Raw genomic sequence first — 22,166 nt, 5'->3', positions numbered from 1 at the left:
TCGGTGCCTGAGATCAGAACCCTTCCAGCACGATCTTGCCCTTGGCCGTATTGCTCTCCAGCAGCGCGTGGGCGCGGCGCAGGTTGGCGGCGTCGATCTTGCCGAAGTGCTCGCCCAGGGTGGTCTTCAGTACGCCGCTGTCGATCAGCCCGGCCACGCGCTGCAGCAGCTTGTGCTGCTCGATCATGTCGTCGGTCTGGAACATCGAGCGGGTGTACATGAACTCCCAGTGCAGCGACAGGCTCTTCTGCTTGAGCAGGCGCACGTCGAGGTTCAGCGGGTCGTCGATCAGCGCCAGGCGGCCCTGGGGGCGCAGGCTGGCGACGATTTCGGCGAGGTGCTCCTCGGTCTGGTTGAGGCTGGCCACGTGGGTGACTTCGCCGACGCCGATGCGCTTGAGCTCTTCGCTCAGCGGCTTGCGGTGATCGATCACATGGTGCGCGCCGAGGTTGCGCACCCATTCCTGGGTTTCCGGACGCGAAGCGGTACCGATCACGGTCATGCCGGTGAGCTGGCGCGCCAGCTGGGTGAGGATCGAGCCGACACCGCCGGCTGCGCCAACGATCAGCAGGCTCTGCCCGGCGCTGGCCTTGCCTTCGGCCACCTGCAGGCGGTCGAACAGCAGTTCCCAGGCGGTGATGGTGGTCAGCGGCAGGGCGGCGGCGTGGGCGAAGTCCAGGCTCTTGGGCATGGCGCCGACGATGCGCTCGTCCACCAGCTGCAGCTCAGCGTAGCTGCCGGGGCGGGTCAGGTCGCCGGCGTACCAGACCTTGTCGCCCGGCTTGAACAGGCTGACCTCGCTGCCCACGGCGCGGACCACGCCGGCGGCGTCCCAGCCGAGCACCTTGTACTGGCCGTCGGCGGGCTGGGCGCGCTGGCGCACCTTGGTGTCCACCGGGTTGACGGAGATGGCGCGCACTTCCACCAGCAGGTCGCGCGGGCCGGGTGTGGGCTCGGGCAGCTGGATGTCGAGCAGGGAGTTGGCGTCGCTGCTGGGCAGGCTCTGGGTGTAGCCGATGGCTTTCATGGGGATTCCTATTCGCTTTGAACGATCAGTCGATGCGGTTCATCAGGCGGATATCGAGTTCCGCCAGGTCAGGTTCTGCGGCCTTCACGAAGGCCTGGAAGTGCGGGCTGGCCTCGTGCTCGGCCAGGGCTTCCTCGTCGCGCCACTGCTCGATCATGTAGATCAGCTCGGCGTCCTTGATATCGCGGTGCAGGTCGTACTGCAGGCAGCCGGCCTCGGCGCGGGACGGCGCGAGCATGCCGTGCAGGCGCTCCTGCAGGCTGTCGGCGCGGCCGGGCTTGGCGCGAATGATGGCGATCAGGGTCAGGCTCATCCGGGTATCTCCAGTGGGGCGGGGTAGGTGAGGGCATGCTGCTCTCTTTCGCCGGGAAGAAAAACCGCGTAAGTAGAGAGTCTCTTTCAAAGGATTTTTGAAAATGCTGCGCTTCGACGACCTGCAGATATTCGTTCGCACCGCCGAGCGTGGCAGCCTTTCCGCCGCCGCCCGCGAGCTGGAACTGTCGCCGGCGGTGGCCAGCGCCGCGCTCAAGCGCCTGGAAAGCGAGCTGGACGTGCGCCTGTTCGCCCGCTCCACCCGCAGCCTGCGCCTGACCGCCGAAGGTGAGCTGTACCTGGCCCACGCCCGTGCCGCGCTGCAAAGCCTGGATGATGGGCGCCAACTGCTGGCCGGCGGCAAGAGCGAGATTGCCGGCAACTTTCAGGTCTCGGCGCCCTCGGATTTCGGGCGCAACGTGTTGCTGCCCTGGCTCGACGAATTCCAGGCGTTGCACCCGCGGATGAACCTGCGCCTGCTGATCAGCGACCGCCAGGCCGATCTCTACCGCCAGCCGGTGGACGTGGCTTTCCGCCTGGGCCTGCCGGGGGATTCGAACCTGGTGGCGCTGCCGCTGGCCCCGGATAACCGCCGGGTGCTCTGCGCCGCGCCCGACTATTTCGCCCGCCATGGCAAGCCGGCGCACCCGGACGAGCTACAGAAGCACAACTGCCTGCTGTACATGCTAGGCGGGCGTGCCCACGAGCGCTGGCGCTTCAGCGACAGCCGCAAGCAGCACGAAGTGACCGTGCGCGGCGATCGCCTCTGCGATGACGCCGACGTGGTCCGGCGCTGGGCAGTGGCGGGGCAGGGGTTGGTGTACAAGTCCTGGCTGGACGTGGCGGCCGACGTCCGCGCGGGCCGGCTGGAGGTGGCGCTGGCGGATTACCTGGGCGAAGCCACGCCGATGAACCTGTTCTGCACTCACCGCGCCCAGCTCAGCCGGGCGGTGACCCAGCTGCGCGAGTTCGTCCAGTTGCGCTGCGCCGAGCTGATGCGCGAGCGCCCCTGGGCCTGATACCGGGTCAGAGCGGCGTGTAGCGGTGAATCGCCGCTGACAGGCCCCAGGCGCTGGCCACCGCCAGCAGCACCATGGCGGTCGGCAACAGGCTCCACCAGATGCGCGGCGCCAGGGCCGGCAGCTCGCTGCGGCGCTGGCTTATCCACAGGCTGGCGGCGCACACCGAGGCGCCGAGCAGGGCGCCGGCGATGATGTCGCTGGGCCAGTGGGCCCCCAGGTACACGCGCGACAGCGCGATGCTGGCGGCGGGGATCACCGCCAGCAGCATCCAGGTCAGGCGTACGCGCGGGGATTTCTCCCGGCTGGCCAGTACCCCAAGCACCAGGAAGAAGGCGAAGGACGCCGAGCTGTGGCCGCTAGGCATGCTGAAGGCGGACAGCGGATCGGCGATCACTTCCGGACGCGCGCGGCTGAACAGGTGCTTGAGGACGGTATTGAGCAGCGCGGTACCGACCATGGTGCCGGCGGCGAAGAACGCATGGCGCCACAGTCGTAGCGCGGCCAGCAGCACTGCCAGGAGCGCACCGGCAATGAACTGCGTGCGGAAGTCGCCGACGCGGGTGACCGCCACCATCACATCGTCCAGCCAGGCGTGACGGTGTTCCTGCACCAGGGTCATCAGCCCCTTGTCCAGGGCGTCGAGGTGCGGCCAGCCGATCAACATGGCGATCAGCAGCGCGAAGCAGCCGACGGCGCCGAGCAGCGCAGCCTTGCGCTCCTGGCGCAGCTCGGCGTGGATGATCAGCGTCAGCACCGCGGCGACGCAGGCGGCGACGACCCCGGCTTCCGGCCAGAACCCCTCGGGTAGCGGCAGGCGCATGGCTGCGCCGGTGGCCCAGCCGGGCACCAGGTAGGCGATCGACCACCCGGCGGCGGCCACGACGGAGACTGCCAGGAAGCGCCCAAAGGGCATGTCGAGCATGCCGGCGATCATCGGCAGGAACGGCCGCAGCGCACCGATGAAGCGGCCCACCAGCAGGCTGGCGACACCGTAGCGGTGGAAGAAGCCTTCGGCGGCGGCCATCCATTCCGGGTGGTGGCGCAGCACCGGCAGGCGTCGGATGTCCTGGTGGAAGTGGCGGCCGATCCAGTAGGACGACACATCGCCCAGCAAGCCGCCGAAGAATGCCAGCGCCAGGGTTTCCCCCAGGCCCAGGGCGCCGCTGCCGGCCAGCACGGCGATGGCGAAGAGCATCACCACGCCGGGCAGGATGATGCCGATGACGGCAGCGCACTCGAGGAAGGCGACCAGGAACAGGACCAGGGCGAGCCATTGCGGATGGGTGGCCATCCAGGTGTTGAAGGCGGCGAGATCGATCATCGGAAGGTGGCGTCCTGGGTTCCGAGCAGGTGGTAGTCATGGCCTTCGACCTGGCCGCGACGCATTGGGTTGCGTGTGCAGAAGGGCGCGAAGGCGGCATCGACGAAGCGGTACTGCAGGTGTTCGTCGCGGCCGTGGGGAATGCCCAGGCGCGCGGCCTGGATGATCAGCGCGGGCTGCTCGGCGATGTCGTCGACGAACAGGCGCTGCGGGTCGAAGCGCTGGGCGTCCCACTCCGGCACTTTCAGGCCCATGGAGCGGCAGAGCAGGGTCTGGCCGTTGCACAGCTTGCCCAGCGCGCGTTCGCTACCGTCGGCGGCGGGGTTCAGCTGGCGCATGCAGGCCAGGGCGTCGTCACCGGAAATGCGATCGAGCCAGGGGTGGCCGGACTTGATCAGCACCGCATTGCCCGGGCCGCCGGCGCTGAAGTTCAGCGAGTCGCCGCCGCGCGCGTAATACATGTAGATGTGCCCGCCATCGAGGAACAGCGCCTTGCGCTTCTCGGTGTAGCCCAGCGAGGCGTGGCTGCCTTTCTCGTCGAGGTAATAGGCCTCGGTCTCGATGATCCGCGCGGACAGCCACAGCTCGCCGACCCGGTGGCGGATCACCTTGCCCAGCAGTTCGCGGGCGACGGTGAGGGCATCGCGGTTGAAGAAGGCGTCCGGCAGGGGATTGGCCTCGGGCCAGGGCAAACTTAGGTTGGGTTCGGCGGGCATCGGATTGTCGCGGTTCTCGGGCCGGTCTTAGGCTGGGGAATCATAACAACAAGATTCTTAAGCATGGCTGAACGGATCCGGGCCGACAGCGCCCACATCACCCCCAGCGCGCACTACACCGGTTACGTCTGGTATCGCCATCAACTGGCGGACCCGGCCTTTGCCACGGCGTTCGGCCGCTGGGTGCATGGCTGCGTGGCGCCGATCAACTGGGGGGCGCGGATCGGCTTCGGGCTGAATATCGAAGACTTCCTGTTACAACGTCATCTGCTGATCGATGCCCGGCTGACCCAGGCCATCGAATCGCGCGGTGTCACCCAGGTGGTGGAGATCGCCTGCGGGCTTTCGCCCCGTGGCCGGCGCTTCCGCGAGCGCTATCCCCAGCTGACTTATATTGAGGCCGACCTGCCACCGATGGCCGCGCGCAAGTCCGCGCTGCTGCAGGAACAGGGCTGGCTGGACGGCAAGCACCGCGTGCGGGCTGTGGATATCCTCGCCGAACGAGGCGAGCAAAGCCTGGCCGCTCTGTTCGGCGAGCTGGACCCCGACCGCCCGGTGGCGGTGATTACCGAGGGGCTGGTGAACTACTTCCAGCGCCCGGTGATCGAGGGCTTCTGGCGCCGCCTGGCTGCCGCGCTGCGGGTGTTCCCGGAAGCGACCTACCTGACCGAACTCTACCCCGACCTGCGCGAACACCCGCGCTACCGCCAGATCCGCTGGGGCGTCGGGCTGATCGGACGGCTGACCCGTGGCGGCTATCCGCTGCATTACCGCAGCGCCGCGGAGATCGAGCAGGCGTTCATCGGCTGCGGATTTGGCCGGGTGGGCGTGCTCGATCCGCAGGTGGATGGCGCAGGGCTGGGCTTGCCGAAAGGGCGGATGCCGAGTCTGGTGCGGGTGATCGAAGCGCGGCTTTAGGCTCGGGGCTGGGCGGTTCGCGAGCAAGCTCGCTCCTACAACGGCCCCGATGCACTGCCGAGGCTCTTTTGTAGGAGCGAGCTTGCTCGCGAACAGTGCCAATGCCTGAGGTCTGTGCCGGGGTATCCCCCTCATCCCAGCCCTCTCCCGGAGGGAGAGGGGGACCGATGGTGCCGGCTGTGGTTTTGCCTCATGCCGAACAGTCCCCTCTCCCTCTGGGAGAGGGTTAGGGTGAGGGGATGCGCCGGGAGCCGAAATCTGGACCATGAGAGTTTCTGCTCAGGCCGCACACGCCCCCTGCTGCATCGGCACTACCATTGCCGCCAGCGCCGCGCTGGCCTGCGGGTCGCCGTGGGCAAAGATGAAGGCCAGGCCGTCGCCGCTGTAGCGCAGCGGCAGGATGTCCAGCTCCGGCAGTCCGGCGGCGGCGAGCTTCCAGCCGCGCGCAGGGCGATCGGCCGGCAGCTCGACGCGGATCAGGCCACCGAAGTACCCCAGCTCCGCCAGCTCGCAGCGCCATTCGCCGCCCTCGCTGTTGCGCAATACGGCGCGCTGATCGGCCGGCGCCAGGCGCGCCTCGAAACGGCGCTCCAGGTGCAGCAGCTGCTGGCGCTGGAAACGCGTGCTACCGGCGGCACTGCGTGGCAGTGGCTCGCCGAGCAGGAACGGGTTGTAAAGCCGCGCACAGGCATCGCGGCGTTCGAACTGGGCCAGGTGGTCGGCGTCGTGGATCAGCGCAAACTCTGCATCGGCGCAGGCATGGGCGAATTCGGCATGTTCCCACGGCTGGGTGAAATGATCGTACTCGCCGGCCAGCACCAGGGTCGGGCATTGCGGGTGACGGTCGAAGCCGCCGAAGGCCAGCAGGCGCTGGCTGTTCTGCCGGTAGCGTTCGATTTCCGCCGGGGTCAGGCGCTGCAACTGGCGCAGCAAGGCCTTGCGGAATACCGGGGAAACGCCGGTATCGGCCAGGCGCAGCGGGTTTATCAGGCCGGTCAGCACGCCGTGGGCGAAAGGCGTCTGCTCGCCCAGTTCCAGGCGCGCCAGGGCTTCCACCAGCAGCGCGCGAGCGCCGGGTCGGCCGAAGGCGGTGATGCCGGCCAGCAGCAGGCGGCCGCAGCGCGCCGGGTGGCGGGCGGCGAACAGCGCGGCGAGCGCCGAGCCGTAGGACAGCCCGATGGGCATCAGCGGCGGCAAGTGCAGGGTTTCGGCGAAAGCGGCGATGAGGTCGGCCAGGTCTTCCAGGCTCAGCTCGGGCGCCAGTTGCAGGTTGCCGCCCTGGCTGGGCAGGTCGAGCAGGATCACCGGGTGCCCGGCGAGCAGCTCGGAAACCTCGCTGGCGAAGGAGCGGAAGCTCTGGAACGCGCCGCCCAGCAGCAGGACAGGCGGGCGGGTGTCATCTTCCCTGGAGGAGAAGGCCTGGTAGTGCAGTTGCCAACCGTCCAGTTCCAGCACCGCCGGGGCGGCGGTCAGGGCCTGGGCGCTGTAATCAGTGCGATAGCGCATGGCAGTTCTCCGGCGGTGGGCCGCCTCTTGTTGTTCTTCCCTGGCATGTTTCCCTGGCACGCGAGCACTGCGGGGGCAATTAGCAACGGGGCCCGCTGCCGTTTGGGGCAATGCAAAACGACAGCGTGCCCCGAGCAAGGTAACCAGCCGATACGAATTTGGTTACCCAACCTTCGGGCGGCGGAGGGGGCCGGGGGACCTGCGGATGTCACCGTTTCACCGATGGGGCGTGGCGTGCGAGGTGGTTGGCGTTACGCGAAGCGCGTCGCTGACCGGCCGGCTGCTGTGGCTGGCCGCTGAGGGCGCGCTCCCGCTATACTTGCGCATTTCCCTCACGCAGACGCGTTTGATCATGACCGAGTCCGTTCTCGACTATATGAGCCGCCTGGGCCGCGCCGCCCGTGAAGCGTCGCGCGTTGTCGCGCGCGCCACGACCGCGCAGAAGAACCAAGCCCTGTTGGCCGCAGCCGATGCCCTGGACGCCGCCCGCGCCCAGTTGACCGAAGCCAACGAACGGGATCTGGCCAATGGCCGTGCCAACGGTCTGGAGCCAGCCATGCTCGACCGCCTGGCCCTGACGCCGGCGCGCATCGACGACATGATCGAGGGCCTGCGCCAGGTCGCCACGCTGCCGGACCCGATCGGCGAGATCCGTGACATGCGCTACGTGCCGTCCGGTATCCAGCTGGGCAAGATGCGCGTGCCGCTGGGTGTGGTGGGGATCATCTACGAATCCCGTCCGAACGTGACCATCGACGCCGCCAGCCTGTGCCTGAAGTCCGGCAACGCCACCATCCTGCGCGGCGGCTCCGAGGCGATCCATTCCAACCAGGCCATCGCCGCGTGCATCCAGACCGGCCTGGCCAAGGCCGGCCTGCCGGCCAGCGTCGTGCAGGTCGTGGAAACCACCGACCGCGCCGCCGTCGGCGCGCTGATCACCATGCCCGAGTACGTGGACGTCATCGTTCCGCGCGGCGGCAAGGGCCTGATCGAGCGCATCAGCCGCGACGCCAAGGTCCCGGTGATCAAGCACCTGGACGGCATCTGCCACGTCTATATCGACGTCGCCGCCGACCTCGACAAGGCCATCCGCGTCGCCGACAACGCCAAGACCCAGCGCTATGCGCCGTGCAACACCATGGAAACGCTGCTGGTGCACGCCGGCATCGCCGACCGCGTGCTGCCGCCGCTGGCCGCTATCTACCGTGACAAGGGCGTGGAGCTGCGCGGCGACGCCGCCACCCGCGCGCTGCTGGGCGCCGATGTGCTGGAAGCCACCGAGGAAGACTGGCGCACCGAATACAACGCGCCGATCCTGTCGATCCGCATCGTCGACGGCCTGGACCAGGCCATCGAGCACATCAACACCTACGGCTCGCAACACACCGACGCGATCATCACCGAGAACTTCACCGATGCCCGCCGCTTCCTCACCGAAGTGGACTCGGCCTCGGTCATGGTCAACGCCTCGACCCGCTTCGCCGATGGCTTCGAGTACGGCCTGGGCGCGGAGATCGGCATTTCCACCGACAAGCTGCACGCCCGCGGCCCGGTCGGCCTGGAAGGCCTGACCAGCGAGAAATACGTGGTGTTCGGCGACGGACACGTGCGGACCTGATGAACAAGGCGCGTTCCCGTCGTGTCGGGCTGTTCGGCGGCACCTTCGACCCGGTGCACATCGGCCACCTGCGCAGTGCGCTGGAGATGGCCGAGCAGTTCGAATTCGACGAGTTGCGCCTGATCCCCAACTTCCGCCCGCCGCACCGCGACACCCCCCAGGTGAAACCGGAGCAGCGGCTGGCGATGGTCGAGCTGGCGGTAGCCGGCGTGACCCCGCTGGTGGTCGATGACCGCGAGCTGAAGCGTGACAAACCCTCCTACACCATCGACACCCTGGAGTCGCTGCGTGGGGAGCTGGATGAGCAGGACCAGTTGTTCCTGCTGGTCGGCTGGGACGCATTCTGCGGCCTGCCGACCTGGCATCGCTGGGAAGAGTTGCTGGAGCACTGTCATATCGTCGTGCTGCAGCGCCCGGATGCCGACAGCGAGCCGCCGGAAGACCTGCGCGACCTGCTGGCGGCGCGCAGTGTTGCCGACCCGAAGGCGATGACCGGCCCCGCCGGGCAGATCACCTTCGTCTGGCAGACGCCGCTGGCAGTATCCGCCACCCAGATCCGCCAACTCCTGTCGCAGGGGCGCTCGGTGCGCTACCTGGTGCCGGATGCGGTATTGAACTATATCGAGGCGCACGGCCTGTACCAGGCGTCTCACTGATCACGTTAGAGAGTCATTCAATGCAAACCGAACAACTGGTCGAACTGACCATCGCCGCCCTGGAAGATCTCAAGGCGCAGGACATCACCGTCATCGACGTGCGCGAGAAGACCAGCATCACCGACGTCATGGTCATCGCCACCGGCGCCTCCAGCCGTCAGGTCAAGTCGCTGGCCGACAACGTCCTGGAAAAGGTCAAGGAACAGGGCGTGCGCCCGATCGGCAGCGAAGGCCAGGAAGGCGGCGAATGGGTCCTGATCGACCTCGCCAACGTCGTGGTTCACGTCATGCAGCCGGCCACCCGCCAGTTCTACGACCTGGAGCGCCTGTGGCAGGGCGCCGAGCAGAGCCGCGCACACCACAGCGCCGAGTAAGCCTGCCGTGCGTCTGCGTCTGATCGCGGTCGGCTCGCGCATGCCGCGCTGGGTGGAAGAGGGCTGGACGGAGTACGTCAAGCGCCTGCCCTCGGAGCTGTCCCTGGAACTGGTGGAAATCCCGCTGAACACGCGCGGCAAGAATGCCGACGTGGCGCGGCTGATCCGCCAGGAAGGCGAGGCCATGCTGAGCAAGGTCCAGCCCGGGGAACGCATCGTCACCCTGGAAGTCGAAGGCAAGCCCTGGAGCACCCCCCAGCTGGCGCAGGAACTCGACCGCTGGCGCCTGGACGCGCGAACCGTCAACCTCATGGTTGGCGGGCCGGAAGGCCTGGCACCGGAGGTCTGCGCGCGCAGCGAGCAGCGCTGGTCGCTGTCGCCGCTGACCCTGCCGCACCCGCTGGTGCGGATCCTGGTCGGCGAGCAGATCTACCGCGCCTGGACGGTTCTGTCCGGGCACCCCTACCACAAGTAGTCGTAGCCGTTTTCGATGCCGCAGCCGATACAGCTCAAGGACCACGAGAAGGACGCCCGCCTGGTCCGCGCCCGCGTCATCGTCGGCGGGGTAGCGATCTTCCTGCTCGCGCTGGTGCTGGTGGCGCGCATGTATCACCTGCAGGTGACGCAGTACGACTACCACTCGACGCTGTCGGAGAACAACCGCGTCCATGTGCAGCCGATTCCGCCCAATCGCGGGCTGATCTTCGACCGCAACGGCGTGATCATCGCCGACAACCGTCCCAGCTTCAGCCTGACGATTACCCGCGAACGTACGGAGAACCTGCAGGATACGTTGAAGAACCTCGTCGAAATCCTGGGGTTGACCGAGGAAGACAAGGCCATCTTCGAGAAGCGCATGAAGCAGGGACGGCGGCCGTTCGAGCCGGTGCCGATCATGTTCGAGCTGTCCGAAGAGCAGATCGCCCGCATCGCGGTGAACCAGTACCGCCTGAACGGCGTCGACGTCGCCGCGCAGTTCGTCCGCCATTACCCGCTGGGTGAGCACTTTGCCCACTCGGTTGGCTATGTCGGGCGAATCAACGAGGCGGAGCTGAAGCGGCTTGATCCGGTGGCCTACTCGGGTACCCACCACATCGGCAAGACGGGTGTGGAGAAGTTCTACGAGGATGCGCTGCACGGCACCGTGGGCTACGAAGAAGTCGAGACCAACGCCCGTGGCCGCGTGTTGCGCGTGCTCAGGCGTACCGAGCCGATCTCCGGCCGGGACATCGTACTGAGCATCGACAGCAAGCTGCAGGCCGCCGCCGAAACCGCACTGGCCGGCCGACGTGGCGCCATCGTGGCGATCCAGCCGTCCACCGGCGAGGTGCTGGCGATGGTCAGCCAGCCAGCCTACGACCCCAACCTGTTCGTCACCGGCATCAGTTTCAAGGATTACGCGGCGCTGCGCGATTCCGAGGATCGCCCGCTGTACAACCGCGTGCTGCGCGGCCTGTACCCGCCGGGTTCGACGGTGAAGCCGGCGGTGGCCATCGCGGGGCTCGACGCCGGTGTGGTGACGCCCACCAGCCGTGTGTTCGATCCGGGCTTCTATCAATTGCCCAACTACGACCACAAGTACCGCAACTGGAACCGCACCGGCGACGGCTGGGTCACCCTGGAAACCGCGATCATGCGGTCCAACGACACCTACTTCTACGATCTCGCCCACAAGCTGGGAATCGATCGGCTGCACGATTACATGAGCCGGTTCGGCTTCGGCCAGCGCGTTGCCCTGGACATGTATGGCGAAGCCGACGGCCTGATGCCATCCCGCCAGTGGAAGCGCGCCCTGCGGCGGCAGGCCTGGTTCCCGGGTGAAACCCTGATTCTGGGCATCGGCCAGGGCTACATGCAGTCGACCCCGCTGCAACTGGCGCAGATGACCGCGCTGCTGGCGAACAAGGGCAAGTGGATCCGCCCGCACTTGGCCAAGACCATCGATGGCAAGCCGCCGGTGGACGAGGACCCGATGCCGGACATCCAGCTCAAGGACCCGAACAACTGGAACCTGGTGGACTACGGCATGCAGCAGGTGGTTCACGGTGCCCGCGGTACCGCGCACAAGGTCGGTGCCACGTCCGTCTACCGAATTGCCGGCAAGTCCGGTACCGCGCAGGTCGTGGCGATCAAGCAGGGGGAGAAGTACAACCGCTCCAAGCTGCTGGAGCGCCATCGTGACCATGCGTTGTTCGTCGGCTTCGCCCCGGCGGACAGTCCGCAGATCGCCGTGGCGGTAATGGTGGAGAACGGTGAATCCGGCTCCGGCGTCGCCGCTCCCGTGCTCAAGGCCGTGACCGATGCCTGGCTGCTCGACGAGACCGGCAAGCTCAAACCCGAATACGCACCTCAGGCTACGGCGGAGGCGCCAAAACCATGACCATGAACGGAAATTTCGACCGCACGCTGTCCAGCGAAGACGTGATGAAGCGGCGCTCCAGCCTGCTGCAGCGCCTGCACATCGACGGCCTGCTGCTCCTGCTGCTGGTGACCCTCGGCTCGGTCGGCCTGTTCGTCCTGTATTCCGCCAGCGGCAAGAGCTGGGACCTGCTGATCAAGCAGGCGTCGTCCTTCGGCCTGGGCCTGGGCGCGATGTTCGTGCTGGCGCAGATCGAACCGCGCTTCCTCGCCCGCTGGGTGCCGCTGGGCTATCTGATCGGCGTGGCGCTGCTGGTGGTGGTGGACGTGATGGGCCACAACGCCATGGGCGCGACCCGCTGGATCAACATTCCCGGGGTGATCCGCTTCCAGCCGGCGGAGTTCATGAAGCTGCTGATGCCCATGACCATCGCCTGGTACCTGTCCAAGCGCGCCCTGCCGCCGGGCTTCAAGCACAGCGTGATCGGCCTGGCGCTGATCGTCGTGCCCTTCGTGCTGATCCTCAAGCAGCCGGACCTGGGCACCGCCATGCTGGTGCTGGCCTCCGGTTCCTTCGTGCTGTTCGTCGGCGGCCTGCGCTGGCGCTGGATCATCACCGCCGTCTCGGCGGCGGTGCCGGTCGCGGTGGGCATGTGGTACTTCGTCATGCACGACTACCAGAAGCAGCGCGTACTGACCTTCCTCGATCCGGAAAGCGACCCGCTGGGCACCGGCTGGAACATCATCCAGTCAAAAGCGGCCATCGGTTCGGGCGGCGTCTTCGGCAAGGGCTGGCTGCTGGGCACGCAGTCCCATCTGGATTTTTTGCCCGAAAGCCACACGGACTTTATCATTGCCGTGCTCGGCGAAGAGTTCGGCCTGGTCGGGGTGTGCCTCCTGCTGGTGCTGTACCTGCTGGTGATCTACCGGGGGCTGGTGATCACGGCGCAGGCGCAGACGCTGTTCGGCAAGCTGCTTGCCGGCAGTATCACCATGACCTTCTTCGTGTATGTGTTCGTCAACATTGGTATGGTCAGCGGATTGTTGCCAGTGGTGGGGGTACCGCTGCCCTTTATCAGTTACGGCGGAACTTCGCTGGTGACCCTGATGTCAGGGTTCGGCGTTTTGATGTCGATCCACACCCACCGGAAGTGGATCGCCCAGGTTTGATGACAAGAGTGAAGAAAGGAATGCAAGTACTGCGCGCCTGGGCTGCCAGGGGGGTGCATTGGGTCGGAATCGCGGGGGCGATCGGCATGTCCGGCGTCGCGGCCGCGGGCGACTACGATGGTTCGCCCCAGGTCGCCGAGTTCGTCAGCGAGATGACCCGTGACTACGGCTTCGCCGGCGAGCAGCTCATGGGCCTCTTCCACGACGTGGAGCGCAAGCAGTCCATCCTCGACGCCATCTCCCGCCCGGCCGAGCGGGTGAAGACCTGGAAGGAATACCGCCCGATCTTCGTCACCGACGCGCGCATCAACCGCGGCGTGGACTTCTGGAACCAGAATGCCGAAGCCCTGGCCCGCGCCGAGCAGGAATACGGCGTGCCGGCCCAGTACATCGTCTCCATCATTGGCGTGGAGACCTTCTTCGGCCGCAATACCGGCAACTTCAAGGTGATGGACGCGCTGTCCACCCTGGGCTTCGACTACCCGCCGCGCGCCGACTTCTTCCGCAAGGAACTCAAGCAGTTCCTGCTGCTGGCCCGCGAACAGCAGGTCGACCCGCTCAGCCTGACCGGTTCCTACGCTGGCGCCATGGGGCTGCCGCAGTTCATGCCGAGCAGCTTCCGGGCCTACGCCGTGGATTTCGACGGCGACGGCCACATCAATATCTGGAGCGACCCCACCGATGCCATCGGCAGCGTCGCCAACTACTTCAAGCAGCACGGCTGGCATACCGGCGAGCCGGTGGTGTCGCAGGCGGAAATCGGTACCTCCACCGCCGAAGACGCGCTCACCCAGGGCCTGGAGCCGCAGATGAACCTCGGTCAGCTACGCTCTCAGGGCTGGCGAACCCATGACGTGATCCGCGACGACCTGATGGTGACCGCCATGCGCCTGGAAGGCGCACAGGGCACCGAGTACTGGGTCGGTCTGCCGAACTTCTACGTGATCACCCGCTACAACCGCAGCGCCATGTACGCCATGGCGGTCCATCAGCTGGCCGGCGAGATCGCCAAGGCACGAGGTGTCCATTGAGCAAGCGAATCGCAAGTCCCGGCCTCTGGTCGCTGGCCGCCTGCGTTGGCCTGAGCACCGTGTTCCTCGCCAGCTGCACCGGCAACCGTGCGCCCCAGCAGCAGCCGGTGGCCAGCAGCGGCATTTCCGGTCCCTATGATTACAACCGCCCGCACCGCGACGGCGCGCCCTGGTGGGACGTGGACGTCTCGCGCATCCCCGATGCCGTGCCGATGCCGCACAACGGGCCGTTCAAGAACAACCCCTACACCGTGCTGGGCAAGACCTACTACCCGCTCAACAACGCGAACACCTACAGCGTGGTCGGCACCGCCTCCTGGTACGGCACCAAGTTCCATGGCCAGGCCACCGCCAACGGCGAGCAGTACGACCTCTACGGCATGACCGCCGCGCACAAGACCCTGCCCCTGCCCAGCTACGTCCGCGTGACCAACCTGGACAACGGCAAGAGCGTCATCGTCCGCGTCAACGACCGCGGTCCGTTCTATTCCGACCGGGTGATCGACCTGTCCTTCGCCGCCGCCAAGAAGCTCGGCTACGCCGAGACGGGCACCGCCCATGTGAAGGTCGAGGGCATCGACCCCGACCGCTGGTGGGCCTCCCAGGGCAAGCAGCCGCCGATGATCATGGCCCTGCCGAAGATGGCCTCGCAGCCTGCCGCCGCGCAGCCGCAGGCGGTCGCCATGGCCCAGCCCATCGAAACCTACACGCCGCCGCCGGCGCAGCACGCCGCGCCTGTGGCGCCGGTCCAGATCGACTCAAAAAAAAACGCTTCATTACCAGCCGATGGCCTGTATCTCCAGGTGGGTGCCTTCGCCAACCCGGACGCTGCGGAGCTTCTCAAGGAGAAGGTCGGCGGCCTGACGGGGGCGAAATCCTTTATCAGCTCGGTCGTGGTCAACCAGCAGACCTTGTACCGAGTGCGCCTGGGACCGATCGGAACGCAGGATGAAGCAAGCCGGATGCAGGACAGCATCCGCGTGGCCAACCTTGGCCAACCCAAGCTCGTGCGCCTGGACTGAGATTCCACCGCACGTGCCGCAGCGGCCTGTCAGAGGTTGCAGCACCCGAGTTCCCCTCAAGGGGATTGTTTGACCATTAGTGAACCCCAGAGAGACGGATGAACATCTTCAACTTCGCCAAACGCCTGTCCTTGCTCGTGTTGTTCAGCGCCCCCGTGGCCAGCTGGGCAGCTGAAGTCGTTCCCGCCGCCCCGCAGCTCGCGGCCAAGGCCTGGGTGCTGATGGATGGCGCCAGCGGCAACATCCTGGTCGAGAACGCCGGCGACGAGCGCCTGCCGCCCGCCAGCCTGACCAAGCTGATGACCGCCTACATCGCCACCAAGGAAATCGAAGGCGGCCGCATCGCCGAGTCCGACCTGGTCACCGTCAGCGAACACGCCTGGCGCACTGGTGGCTCGCGCATGTTCATCAAGGTCGGCTCCCAGGTCTCGGTGAGCGACCTGCTGCACGGCATCATCATCCAGTCGGGCAACGACGCCTCCGTCGCTCTGGCCGAGCACATCGCCGGCAGCGAAGATGCCTTCGCCGACATGATGAACACCACCGCGCAGAAGCTGGGCATGACCAACTCCCACTTCATGGACGCCACCGGTCTGCCCAACCCGGACCACTACTCGTCCGCCAAGGACATGGCCACCCTGGCCCGCGCCATCATCTACGGCGAGCCGACCCACTACGCCATCTACGCGCAGAAAGAGTTCTTCTGGAACAACATCAAGCAGCCCAACCGCAACCTGCTGCTGTGGCGCGACAAGACCGTCGACGGCCTGAAGACCGGCCACACCGACGAAGCCGGCTACTGCCTGGTGGCTTCCGCCGTGCGTGACGGCCAGCGCATGATCGCCGTGGTGTTCGGCACCAACAGCGAACAGGCCCGCGCCGCCGAGACCCAGAAGCTGCTGACCTACGGCTTCCGCTTCTTCGAAACCCAGACCTTCTACAAGAAGGGCGCCGAGCTGACCAAGGCCATGGTCTGGAAAGGCTCCGAGCATGAAGTCAAGGCTGGCCTGTCCGAAGACCTGACCATGACCGTGCCGCGCGGCCAGCTCAAGCAGCTGCAGGCCAACATGGTCGTCGAGCCGAACCTGATGGCGCCGATCCAGCAGGGCCAGGTCATCGGCAAGGTCGAGGTCAAGCTGAACGACAAGGTCGTCCGCACCGCCGACCTGGTCGCCCTGAACGCGGTGGAAGAAGGCGGCTTCTTCCGCCGCATCTGGGACAGCATCCGCCTGTTCTTCTACGGCCTGTTCAACTGACCGCCTGTCCCGGTCTTGCACTTTTGTATACAAGACCGGGATTGACCCGCCCGCGCAGTCGCAAACTCGGGTAAAATGCCCGCCTGCGACTGCCGGGTCCCCCCGTGGCCCGGCGGCCGTCGTCCGATCCACCCGGAGCGCCCCCATCCCGGACGCTCATGCGGAGGCGGGCCACACGCCCGCGAGAGCCATGACTGATACCCCTGATTCCGTCGACACCAGCGAACAGCCCGCACCGAAGATCGAGTTCCCCTGCGAACGCTACCCGATCAAGGTCATCGGCGACGCCGGGGAAGGTTTCCCGGACCTGGTCGTCGAAGTCATCCAGCGCCACGCGCCGGACCTCGACATCACCACCCTGGTCACCCGTGACAGCCGCAACGGCCGCTTCCTGTCCGTGCAGGTGCTGATCACCGCCACCGGCGTCGACCAACTGCAGAACATCCATAAAGACCTGCGCGCCACCGGCCGCGTCCACATGGTGCTCTGATGGGCGAAACGCTGGGCTTTCGTGAGCTGGGGATCCTTCCTTACGAGCCGACCTGGCACGCCATGCAGCGCTTCACCGCCGAGCGCGAACCCGTCACGCCCGATGAAGTCTGGCTGCTCGAACACGAGCGCGTGTTCACCCAGGGCCAGGCCGGCAAGGCCGAGCACGTACTGTTCCCCGGCGACATCCCGGTCGTCCAGGTCGATCGCGGCGGGCAGGTGACCTACCACGGCCCTGGCCAGTTGGTCGCCTACCTGATGCTCGACGTGCGCCGCTCCGGCATTGGCGTGCGCGACCTGGTTTCGCGCATCGAGCAGAGCCTCATCGGCCTGCTCGACAGCTACGGCGTCACGGCTGTGTCCAAACCCGATGCTCCGGGCGTCTATGTGGACGGCGCGAAGATCGCATCCCTCGGCCTGCGCATCCGCAACGGCCGTTCCTTCCATGGCCTGGCTCTGAACGTGGACATGGACCTGGAACCCTTTCGACGCATCAATCCCTGCGGTTACGCAGGCATGGCCATGACCCAGCTCAGCCAGCTGGCCGGCCCCATCGCATTGGCCGATGTGCGCGAGCGCCTGCGTGGCGAACTCGTCGAACGCCTTGGCTACGCGGCACAGAAGACCCTAACGGGCGGGATCCAACCTAGATGAGCACTGTTGTGGAGAACTCCGGTCAGGCCGCCCCGGCCGCCAAGCCCGGCAAGGTAGAAGTCGGCGTCAAGCTGCGCGGCGCAGAGAAGGTCGCGCGCATTCCGGTGAAGATCATCCCCACCGACGAACTGCCGAAGAAGCCCGACTGGATTCGCGTGCGCATCCCCGTGTCCCCCGAGGTCGACCGCATCAAGCAACTGCTGCGCAAGCACAAGCTGCACAGCGTCTGCGAGGAAGCCTCCTGCCCGAACCTGGGCGAGTGCTTCTCCGGCGGTACCGCCACCTTCATGATCATGGGCGACATCTGCACCCGTCGCTGCCCGTTCTGCGACGTCGGCCATGGCCGTCCGAAGCCGCTGGATGTCGATGAGCCGACCAACCTCGCCATCGCCATCGCCGACCTGCGCCTGAAGTACGTGGTAATTACCTCGGTGGACCGCGACGACCTGCGCGACGGCGGCGCCCAGCACTTCGCCGACTGCCTGCGGGAGATCCGCAAGCTGTCCCCCGGCGTACAGCTGGAAACCCTGGTCCCGGACTACCGCGGCCGCATGGACATCGCCCTGGAAATCACCGCCAACGAGCCGCCGGACGTGTTCAACCACAACCTGGAAACCGTGCCGCGCCTGTACAAGTCGTCCCGTCCGGGCTCCGACTTCGAGTGGTCGCTGGACCTGCTGCAGAAGTTCAAGCAGATGGTGCCGCACGTACCGACCAAGTCCGGCCTGATGCTCGGCCTGGGCGAGACCGACGAGGAAGTCATCGAAGTCATGCACCGCATGCGCGAGCACGACATCGACATGCTGACCCTCGGCCAGTACCTGCAGCCCTCGCGCAATCACCTGCCGGTGCAGCGCTTCGTCCACCCGGACACCTTCGCCTGGTTCGCCGAGGAAGGCGAGAAGATGGGCTTCAAGAACGTCGCCTCCGGCCCGCTGGTACGCTCCTCGTACCATGCCGACCAGCAAGCTCACGGCACCAAGATCGGCTGAATGGCCAGCTCTTGAATGAAAAAGGCGCCCGAGGGCGCCTTTTTCATTCAGCTTTTCTGTCGGAGCAACTCCAGCAGGGCCGGGGTCGGATAACCATCCGCCGGCGAGCCGATCGATTGCTGGAAGGCACGGATCGCCTTGCGTGTGTTGGCGCCGATGATGCCGTCGGCAGTTCCCGGTTGATACCCTCGCTGCACTAACAATTGTTGTAGTTCGATGCGCTCAGAGCGGCTCAACGGAATGTCTTCCTCCGGCCAGCTCGCCACCAGTTGTTCGCCGCCCTTGAAGCTGTCCGCCAGCAGGCCGACGGCGAGGGCATAGGATGTCGAGTTGTTGTACTTGAGGATGGCGCGGAAATTGTCTGTCACCAGAAACGCAGGACCGCGGTAACCGGCGGGCAGGAGTAGCGAGACGCTGGCTTGTGGGTCGCTCGGCAGGTTGCCGCCAGCCACCTTTATTCCCTGACGCAGCCATTCGCTCATCGGTTTTCGGATGTCCATGTCCGCCTGGGAGTAGTCGAAGCCTGGCGGCAGGCGCACTTCGAAGCCCCAGGACTGGCCGCGCTGCCAGCCGGAGGTCTTGAGGTAGTTGGCGGTGGAGGCCAGGGCGTCCGGCGACGAGCTCCAGATATCGCGGCGGCCGTCGCCGTCGAAGTCCACGGCATAGCGGTTGTAGGTCGTGGGGATGAACTGGGTCTGGCCCATGGCGCCGGCCCAGGAGCCGATCATGTTGCTCGCGGGCACGTCGCCGTGCTGGATGATCTGCAGTGCGGCGATCAACTGGTCGCGGCCGAAGTCCGGGCGACGGCCCTCGTAGGCCAGGGTGGCGAGGGAGCGGATGACGTTCTTGCTGCCCATCTGCTGGCCGAAGTTGCTCTCCATGCCCCAGATCGCCACGACGGCTTCCCGGTCCACACCGTAGGTTGCGTCGATGCGCTGCAGTACCTTGGCGTTCTGTTGCAGGCGGTCCTGCCCGTTGCGTACTCGCGCAGACGACACCGCGCTTTCCAGGTATTGCCAGACGGGACGGCTGAACTCGGGTTGGCTGCGATCGGCAGTGACCACCGAATCATCCGGCTCGATGCCTTCGAATGCAGTATCGAAAGTGGCGGCGCTGATGCCCGCAGCGAGCGCCTGCGCGCGGAAGCCGTCGCGCCATTGGGCGAAGCTCTGCGTGGGTTGAGCGTACTCGGCGGTGGCGCCTTTGGGGGGCGGCTCGGTACAGGAGGTCAACAGGCCGAAGCTGGCCAGGGACAGGGCGGCGACGAGCAGGCAGCGTTGGCCGACGACAGGTGAAACGGGCTTGCGCATTGCTCTCCTCGGGAACGGGCAGGCGAGGGGCCACCTTAGCATGGCCTCTGTGACGCGTCTGCGTTGGGCAGAAGCGCCGGGTACGCAGGATTCGATGGCACGGCCGGAGGAAAATTCCCGCCACGCTGTAGCGTCCGTCGGGCGGCGCGATGCAACGCCACTTGCCGGAACCGCTCGCAGGCTCGCTTCGTACCGCCCTGGCGGTGCTACGGCTGCGGCTTGCTGCCGGTTTCCTGGTCGACCTTGGGGGCGCTCTGACTGAGTTCCTTGAGCATGTCGTCGTACGCGGCACAGTCGTCCGGGCGTTGTTCACTGGAGCGGGACTTGTTCATCTCGGCCAGTTTCTCGTTGAGCTTCTGTGCGCGTTGGGGATCGCTGCGGGTGACTTCGGTGACCTTGGCGGCGACTTGCTTACCCTTGGCTTCGGCTTCCTGGTCGGAGCAGAACGCATGGGCGGACAGGCTGAAGGGGAGGGCGAGGATGGCGACGATCAGGGGGGCTTTCATGGTGGACCTCCAGGTGCATGGCTGTCCGGTTGAAAGCGCAAGGGCGGGGGTGGTTCAGGTTTTCTGAGGTTTTCAGGCCGCCAGAAGCGAAGAAGCCTCCCAATTTCGGGAGGCTTCGCGGCGGTAGCTGCCTTTGCCTTTGAGCGGCTGTTCCTGGCGGCTGCGGAACAGTGGTTGTGCCACCAGGGACTTGGCCTTGTTCGGCCGTTTGGATTTCTTCGCCATCTGACTTTCCTCTTGAGGCCGACCCGGTGCCGGCGCGCGAATCTTCCACCTATCTGGCACGCTTGTCCATGCCGCTGGTCAACCGGTGGGCGGGCCAGGGCCGACGCGGGCGGATAGGGGCTACGCTGGGGCGACGGACCTTCCTGGCATAACGAACAAGAACGAGGACAAGGGCGATGAAGTTTCTCTGCATGATCTATTTCGACGAGCGCAAGGCGGCGGAGCTGCCGGAAGCCGAGTTGCGCGGCATCGTCGACGAGTGCATGACCTACAGCGAGCAACTGCGGCGCAGCGGCAACTACATCGCGGCCAACGCGCTGCTGCCGACGCCGACGGGGCGCACGCTGCGTGGGCAGGGTGAAAAGCTGGCCGTTACCGACGGGCCATTTGCCGAGACGCGGGAGCAGTTGGGCGGCTTCTACCTGATCGAGGCGCAGAGCATGGAAGAGGCCGAACGTATCGCTGCGAAGATTCCGCCGGGGCGGCTGGGCTGTGTGGAGGTGCGCCAGGTGCGGGAATGGGAGTGAGATAGCGCGCATCGCTCCTGCAGGTGATCTGGATAGATCGTTGTAGGAGCGCCCGATGGGCGCTATCGCGGGCGCGGCCCGCTTGTACAGGCCGAGCTCAGGCCGAAGGCAGGCTGATGCGCTGGCCGGCGACCAGCAGGGCGAGGCGGGCGAGGCTGTTCCAGACGTTGCCGGGAGCCTGCCCCTTGATCTGTGCATCGATCAGTTGGGCGTCCTGCAGCATCTGGTTCCAGCGCTGCGCGGTGTGCCGTTGCAGGGCCTTGCTCATCAGCGGGCGGCGCTTGTCCCAGATCGGCGGGCGACACTGGCTGAAGGCCTTGTCCAGCGGGACGCCCTGGCTGAACTGCTGGGCGAGGCTGGCGAGCACGCGGATTTCCCGGGCCAGGGCCCAGAGGATCACCGGTGGCTCCACGCCTTCGCCACGCAGGCCTTCGAGCATGCGCAGGCAGTGAGCCGCTTCGCCGTTGAGGGCGGCATCGATCAGGCCGAAGACGTCGAATCGCGCGCTGTCGGCCACGGCGGCCTGCACGGTGTCGGCATCGATCTGCTGGCCGTCGGCAAGCAGCTTGAGTTTTTCGATTTCCTGGGCGGCGGCCAGCAGGTTGCCTTCCACGCGTGCGGCGATCAGGTCGACCGCCTCCTGGCTGGCGGCGAGGCCAGCCTGGGACAGGCGCTGGCGAATCCACTGCGGCAACTGGTGCGCGTCGATGGGCCAGATCTGGATGAACTGGGCAGCATCGCCGTCGATCAGGGCCTTGGCCCATTTGGTCTTCTGCGTGCTGCCGTCGAGCTTGGGCAGGCTCACCAGCAGGACGGTGTCTTCCGGCGGGCGCTGCAGGTATTCCTGGAGGATGGCCGCGCCCTTGTCGCCGGGCTTGCCGGAGGGCAGGCGCAGTTCGATCAGGCGTTTTTCGGCGAACAGCGAGAGGCTGGCGCCGGCTTCGATCAGTTGGCCCCAGTCGAAGTTGGCTTCGGCGTTGAACACCTGGCGCTCGCCGAAATCGCGCTGGCGGCAGGCGGCGCGGATGGCATCGCAGGCTTCCTGGCAGAGCAGGGGCTCGTCGCCGCTGACCACGTAGACGGGCGCGAGGTTGCCTTGCAGGTGCTTGGCGAGTTGTCCGGGATTGAGCTTCATAATGAGAAAGGGGCCGGTTGG

The 22,166-nt window shown here is 66.4% G+C and carries 24 protein-coding genes; 15 read left to right on the top strand and 9 right to left on the bottom strand.

The genetic code is table 11. The features are described from left to right. Nucleotides 1–13: 13 nt before the first annotated feature. Together UB43_RS21540 and UB43_RS21535 are read right to left on the bottom strand one after the other, a co-directional pair. Nucleotides 14–1,027: a zinc-binding alcohol dehydrogenase family protein gene (locus UB43_RS21540; RefSeq protein WP_045215160.1), complete on the bottom strand. Its 1,014-nt coding sequence runs from the start codon at nucleotides 1,025–1,027 to the stop codon at nucleotides 14–16. Nucleotides 1,028–1,052: 25 nt separating this feature from the next. Continuing rightward, the gene (locus tag UB43_RS21535; protein ID WP_017521835.1) at nucleotides 1,053–1,340 is read right to left on the bottom strand and encodes a putative quinol monooxygenase; all 288 of its coding nucleotides are present in this window, start codon (nucleotides 1,338–1,340) and stop codon (nucleotides 1,053–1,055) included. Nucleotides 1,341–1,443: 103 nt separating this feature from the next. Between UB43_RS21535 and UB43_RS21530 the strand changes: the two genes are divergently transcribed. Beyond that, nucleotides 1,444–2,358 (top strand): LysR family transcriptional regulator, encoded by a 915-nt coding sequence (locus UB43_RS21530; protein WP_045215153.1) that lies wholly within the window; start codon nucleotides 1,444–1,446, stop codon nucleotides 2,356–2,358. A gap of 7 nt (nucleotides 2,359–2,365) precedes the next feature. Here UB43_RS21530 and UB43_RS21525 read toward each other — a convergent pair whose 3' ends face one another. Next, the gene (locus UB43_RS21525; RefSeq protein WP_045215151.1) at nucleotides 2,366–3,682 is read right to left on the bottom strand and encodes a bifunctional DedA family/phosphatase PAP2 family protein; all 1,317 of its coding nucleotides are present in this window, start codon (nucleotides 3,680–3,682) and stop codon (nucleotides 2,366–2,368) included. After that, the gene (locus UB43_RS21520) at nucleotides 3,679–4,398 is read right to left on the bottom strand and encodes a DNA-3-methyladenine glycosylase (protein WP_045215148.1); all 720 of its coding nucleotides are present in this window, start codon (nucleotides 4,396–4,398) and stop codon (nucleotides 3,679–3,681) included. Before UB43_RS21520 ends, UB43_RS21525 begins: the two co-directional genes overlap by 4 nt. Before the next feature lie 63 nt (nucleotides 4,399–4,461). On the opposite strand from UB43_RS21520, the gene UB43_RS21515 reads away from it, so the two are divergent. Next, nucleotides 4,462–5,316 (top strand): class I SAM-dependent methyltransferase, encoded by an 855-nt coding sequence (locus UB43_RS21515; RefSeq protein WP_045215146.1) that lies wholly within the window; start codon nucleotides 4,462–4,464, stop codon nucleotides 5,314–5,316. A 279-nt stretch (nucleotides 5,317–5,595) separates the two neighbouring features. Here the strand turns inward: UB43_RS21515 and UB43_RS21510 are convergent, their stop codons facing one another. Further along, complete coding sequence (locus tag UB43_RS21510) at nucleotides 5,596–6,822, bottom strand: alpha/beta fold hydrolase (RefSeq protein WP_045215143.1); 1,227 nt, start codon at nucleotides 6,820–6,822, stop codon at nucleotides 5,596–5,598. Nucleotides 6,823–7,174: 352 nt separating this feature from the next. On the opposite strand from UB43_RS21510, the gene UB43_RS21505 reads away from it, so the two are divergent. The 12 genes from UB43_RS21505 to lipA all read left to right on the top strand — a co-directional run bounded on the left by UB43_RS21505 (nucleotide 7,175) and on the right by lipA (nucleotide 18,442). Beyond that, a complete protein-coding gene (locus UB43_RS21505; RefSeq protein WP_045215345.1) occupies nucleotides 7,175–8,440 on the top strand; it encodes a glutamate-5-semialdehyde dehydrogenase in 1,266 nt (421 codons plus the stop codon). Beyond that, nucleotides 8,440–9,096 carry a nicotinate-nucleotide adenylyltransferase gene (gene nadD, locus UB43_RS21500; protein WP_045215141.1) on the top strand — a complete coding sequence of 219 codons (657 nt, stop codon included), beginning with the start codon at nucleotides 8,440–8,442 and terminating at the stop codon, nucleotides 9,094–9,096. The genes UB43_RS21505 and nadD overlap by 1 nt, the downstream gene beginning before the upstream one ends. Nucleotides 9,097–9,116: 20 nt before the next feature. Next, nucleotides 9,117–9,470 (top strand): ribosome silencing factor, encoded by a 354-nt coding sequence (rsfS, locus tag UB43_RS21495; protein WP_045215138.1) that lies wholly within the window; start codon nucleotides 9,117–9,119, stop codon nucleotides 9,468–9,470. 7 nt (nucleotides 9,471–9,477) lie between these two features. After that, nucleotides 9,478–9,945, top strand: coding sequence for a 23S rRNA (pseudouridine(1915)-N(3))-methyltransferase RlmH (rlmH, locus tag UB43_RS21490; RefSeq protein WP_045215135.1), 468 nt, complete (start codon nucleotides 9,478–9,480; stop codon nucleotides 9,943–9,945). 15 nt (nucleotides 9,946–9,960) lie between these two features. After that, nucleotides 9,961–11,850, top strand: coding sequence for a penicillin-binding protein 2 (mrdA, locus tag UB43_RS21485; protein ID WP_045215132.1), 1,890 nt, complete (start codon nucleotides 9,961–9,963; stop codon nucleotides 11,848–11,850). Nucleotides 11,851–11,894: 44 nt separating this feature from the next. After that, entirely contained in the window at nucleotides 11,895–12,998 is a 1,104-nt protein-coding gene (rodA, locus tag UB43_RS21480; protein WP_156160474.1) for a rod shape-determining protein RodA, read from the top strand. 8 nt (nucleotides 12,999–13,006) lie between these two features. Further along, on the top strand, nucleotides 13,007–14,029 hold the full coding sequence (gene mltB / locus UB43_RS21475; protein WP_156160470.1) for a lytic murein transglycosylase B: 1,023 nt from the start codon (nucleotides 13,007–13,009) through the stop codon (nucleotides 14,027–14,029). Further along, complete coding sequence (locus UB43_RS21470) at nucleotides 14,026–15,051, top strand: septal ring lytic transglycosylase RlpA family protein (RefSeq protein ID WP_177329816.1); 1,026 nt, start codon at nucleotides 14,026–14,028, stop codon at nucleotides 15,049–15,051. The genes mltB and UB43_RS21470 overlap by 4 nt, the downstream gene beginning before the upstream one ends. Nucleotides 15,052–15,149: 98 nt before the next feature. Beyond that, on the top strand, nucleotides 15,150–16,307 hold the full coding sequence (locus UB43_RS21465) for a D-alanyl-D-alanine carboxypeptidase family protein (protein WP_045215126.1): 1,158 nt from the start codon (nucleotides 15,150–15,152) through the stop codon (nucleotides 16,305–16,307). Nucleotides 16,308–16,497: 190 nt separating this feature from the next. After that, on the top strand, nucleotides 16,498–16,797 hold the full coding sequence (locus tag UB43_RS21460) for a DUF493 domain-containing protein (RefSeq protein ID WP_045215124.1): 300 nt from the start codon (nucleotides 16,498–16,500) through the stop codon (nucleotides 16,795–16,797). After that, nucleotides 16,797–17,450 (top strand): lipoyl(octanoyl) transferase LipB, encoded by a 654-nt coding sequence (gene lipB, locus UB43_RS21455; protein WP_045215121.1) that lies wholly within the window; start codon nucleotides 16,797–16,799, stop codon nucleotides 17,448–17,450. Before UB43_RS21460 ends, lipB begins: the two co-directional genes overlap by 1 nt. Further along, nucleotides 17,447–18,442: a lipoyl synthase gene (gene lipA, locus UB43_RS21450; RefSeq protein WP_024763986.1), complete on the top strand. Its 996-nt coding sequence runs from the start codon at nucleotides 17,447–17,449 to the stop codon at nucleotides 18,440–18,442. Before lipB ends, lipA begins: the two co-directional genes overlap by 4 nt. A gap of 47 nt (nucleotides 18,443–18,489) precedes the next feature. Here the strand turns inward: lipA and UB43_RS21445 are convergent, their stop codons facing one another. From UB43_RS21445 to arfA, 3 genes are all read right to left on the bottom strand, one after another. Beyond that, nucleotides 18,490–19,752, bottom strand: coding sequence for a lytic murein transglycosylase (locus tag UB43_RS21445; protein ID WP_045215119.1), 1,263 nt, complete (start codon nucleotides 19,750–19,752; stop codon nucleotides 18,490–18,492). Nucleotides 19,753–19,958: 206 nt separating this feature from the next. Continuing rightward, entirely contained in the window at nucleotides 19,959–20,258 is a 300-nt protein-coding gene (locus UB43_RS21440; protein WP_045215116.1) for a hypothetical protein, read from the bottom strand. 72 nt (nucleotides 20,259–20,330) lie between these two features. Further along, nucleotides 20,331–20,483, bottom strand: coding sequence for an alternative ribosome rescue factor ArfA (gene arfA / locus UB43_RS21435; RefSeq protein ID WP_045215115.1), 153 nt, complete (start codon nucleotides 20,481–20,483; stop codon nucleotides 20,331–20,333). Between the two features lie 176 nt (nucleotides 20,484–20,659). Here arfA and UB43_RS21430 point away from each other — a divergent pair, with 176 nt between their 5' ends. Further along, a complete protein-coding gene (locus UB43_RS21430) occupies nucleotides 20,660–21,010 on the top strand; it encodes a YciI family protein (RefSeq protein ID WP_045215112.1) in 351 nt (116 codons plus the stop codon). Between the two features lie 97 nt (nucleotides 21,011–21,107). Here UB43_RS21430 and holA read toward each other — a convergent pair whose 3' ends face one another. Next, entirely contained in the window at nucleotides 21,108–22,145 is a 1,038-nt protein-coding gene (holA, locus tag UB43_RS21425; RefSeq protein ID WP_045215109.1) for a DNA polymerase III subunit delta, read from the bottom strand. Nucleotides 22,146–22,166: the final 21 nt, after the last annotated feature.

The organism is Pseudomonas sp. 21 (assembly GCF_000955805.1).
In the GTDB taxonomy this organism is placed as follows: Bacteria; Pseudomonadota; Gammaproteobacteria; order Pseudomonadales; family Pseudomonadaceae; genus Pseudomonas.
The sequence above is the reverse complement of the archived record's forward strand: the minus strand, read 5'-3'. Positions and strand labels throughout refer to the sequence as shown.

What these genes read in the sequence shown, in the direction of transcription:
- UB43_RS21540 (WP_045215160.1), bottom strand. Translation starts at nt 1,027, where the DNA reads ATGAAAGCCATCGGCTACACCCAGAGCCTGCCCAGCAGCGACGCCAAC.
- UB43_RS21535 (WP_017521835.1), bottom strand. Translation starts at nt 1,340, where the DNA reads ATGAGCCTGACCCTGATCGCCATCATTCGCGCCAAGCCCGGCCGCGCC.
- UB43_RS21530 (WP_045215153.1), top strand. Translation starts at nt 1,444, where the DNA reads ATGCTGCGCTTCGACGACCTGCAGATATTCGTTCGCACCGCCGAGCGT.
- UB43_RS21525 (WP_045215151.1), bottom strand. Translation starts at nt 3,682, where the DNA reads ATGATCGATCTCGCCGCCTTCAACACCTGGATGGCCACCCATCCGCAA.
- UB43_RS21520 (WP_045215148.1), bottom strand. Translation starts at nt 4,398, where the DNA reads ATGCCCGCCGAACCCAACCTAAGTTTGCCCTGGCCCGAGGCCAATCCC.
- UB43_RS21515 (WP_045215146.1), top strand. Translation starts at nt 4,462, where the DNA reads ATGGCTGAACGGATCCGGGCCGACAGCGCCCACATCACCCCCAGCGCG.
- UB43_RS21510 (WP_045215143.1), bottom strand. Translation starts at nt 6,822, where the DNA reads ATGCGCTATCGCACTGATTACAGCGCCCAGGCCCTGACCGCCGCCCCG.
- UB43_RS21505 (WP_045215345.1), top strand. Translation starts at nt 7,175, where the DNA reads ATGACCGAGTCCGTTCTCGACTATATGAGCCGCCTGGGCCGCGCCGCC.
- nadD (WP_045215141.1), top strand. Translation starts at nt 8,440, where the DNA reads ATGAACAAGGCGCGTTCCCGTCGTGTCGGGCTGTTCGGCGGCACCTTC.
- rsfS (WP_045215138.1), top strand. Translation starts at nt 9,117, where the DNA reads ATGCAAACCGAACAACTGGTCGAACTGACCATCGCCGCCCTGGAAGAT.
- mrdA (WP_045215132.1), top strand. Translation starts at nt 9,961, where the DNA reads ATGCCGCAGCCGATACAGCTCAAGGACCACGAGAAGGACGCCCGCCTG.
- rodA (WP_156160474.1), top strand. Translation starts at nt 11,895, where the DNA reads ATGAAGCGGCGCTCCAGCCTGCTGCAGCGCCTGCACATCGACGGCCTG.
- UB43_RS21465 (WP_045215126.1), top strand. Translation starts at nt 15,150, where the DNA reads ATGAACATCTTCAACTTCGCCAAACGCCTGTCCTTGCTCGTGTTGTTC.
- UB43_RS21460 (WP_045215124.1), top strand. Translation starts at nt 16,498, where the DNA reads ATGACTGATACCCCTGATTCCGTCGACACCAGCGAACAGCCCGCACCG.
- lipB (WP_045215121.1), top strand. Translation starts at nt 16,797, where the DNA reads ATGGGCGAAACGCTGGGCTTTCGTGAGCTGGGGATCCTTCCTTACGAG.
- lipA (WP_024763986.1), top strand. Translation starts at nt 17,447, where the DNA reads ATGAGCACTGTTGTGGAGAACTCCGGTCAGGCCGCCCCGGCCGCCAAG.
- UB43_RS21445 (WP_045215119.1), bottom strand. Translation starts at nt 19,752, where the DNA reads ATGCGCAAGCCCGTTTCACCTGTCGTCGGCCAACGCTGCCTGCTCGTC.
- UB43_RS21440 (WP_045215116.1), bottom strand. Translation starts at nt 20,258, where the DNA reads ATGAAAGCCCCCCTGATCGTCGCCATCCTCGCCCTCCCCTTCAGCCTG.
- arfA (WP_045215115.1), bottom strand. Translation starts at nt 20,483, where the DNA reads ATGGCGAAGAAATCCAAACGGCCGAACAAGGCCAAGTCCCTGGTGGCA.
- UB43_RS21430 (WP_045215112.1), top strand. Translation starts at nt 20,660, where the DNA reads ATGAAGTTTCTCTGCATGATCTATTTCGACGAGCGCAAGGCGGCGGAG.
- holA (WP_045215109.1), bottom strand. Translation starts at nt 22,145, where the DNA reads ATGAAGCTCAATCCCGGACAACTCGCCAAGCACCTGCAAGGCAACCTC.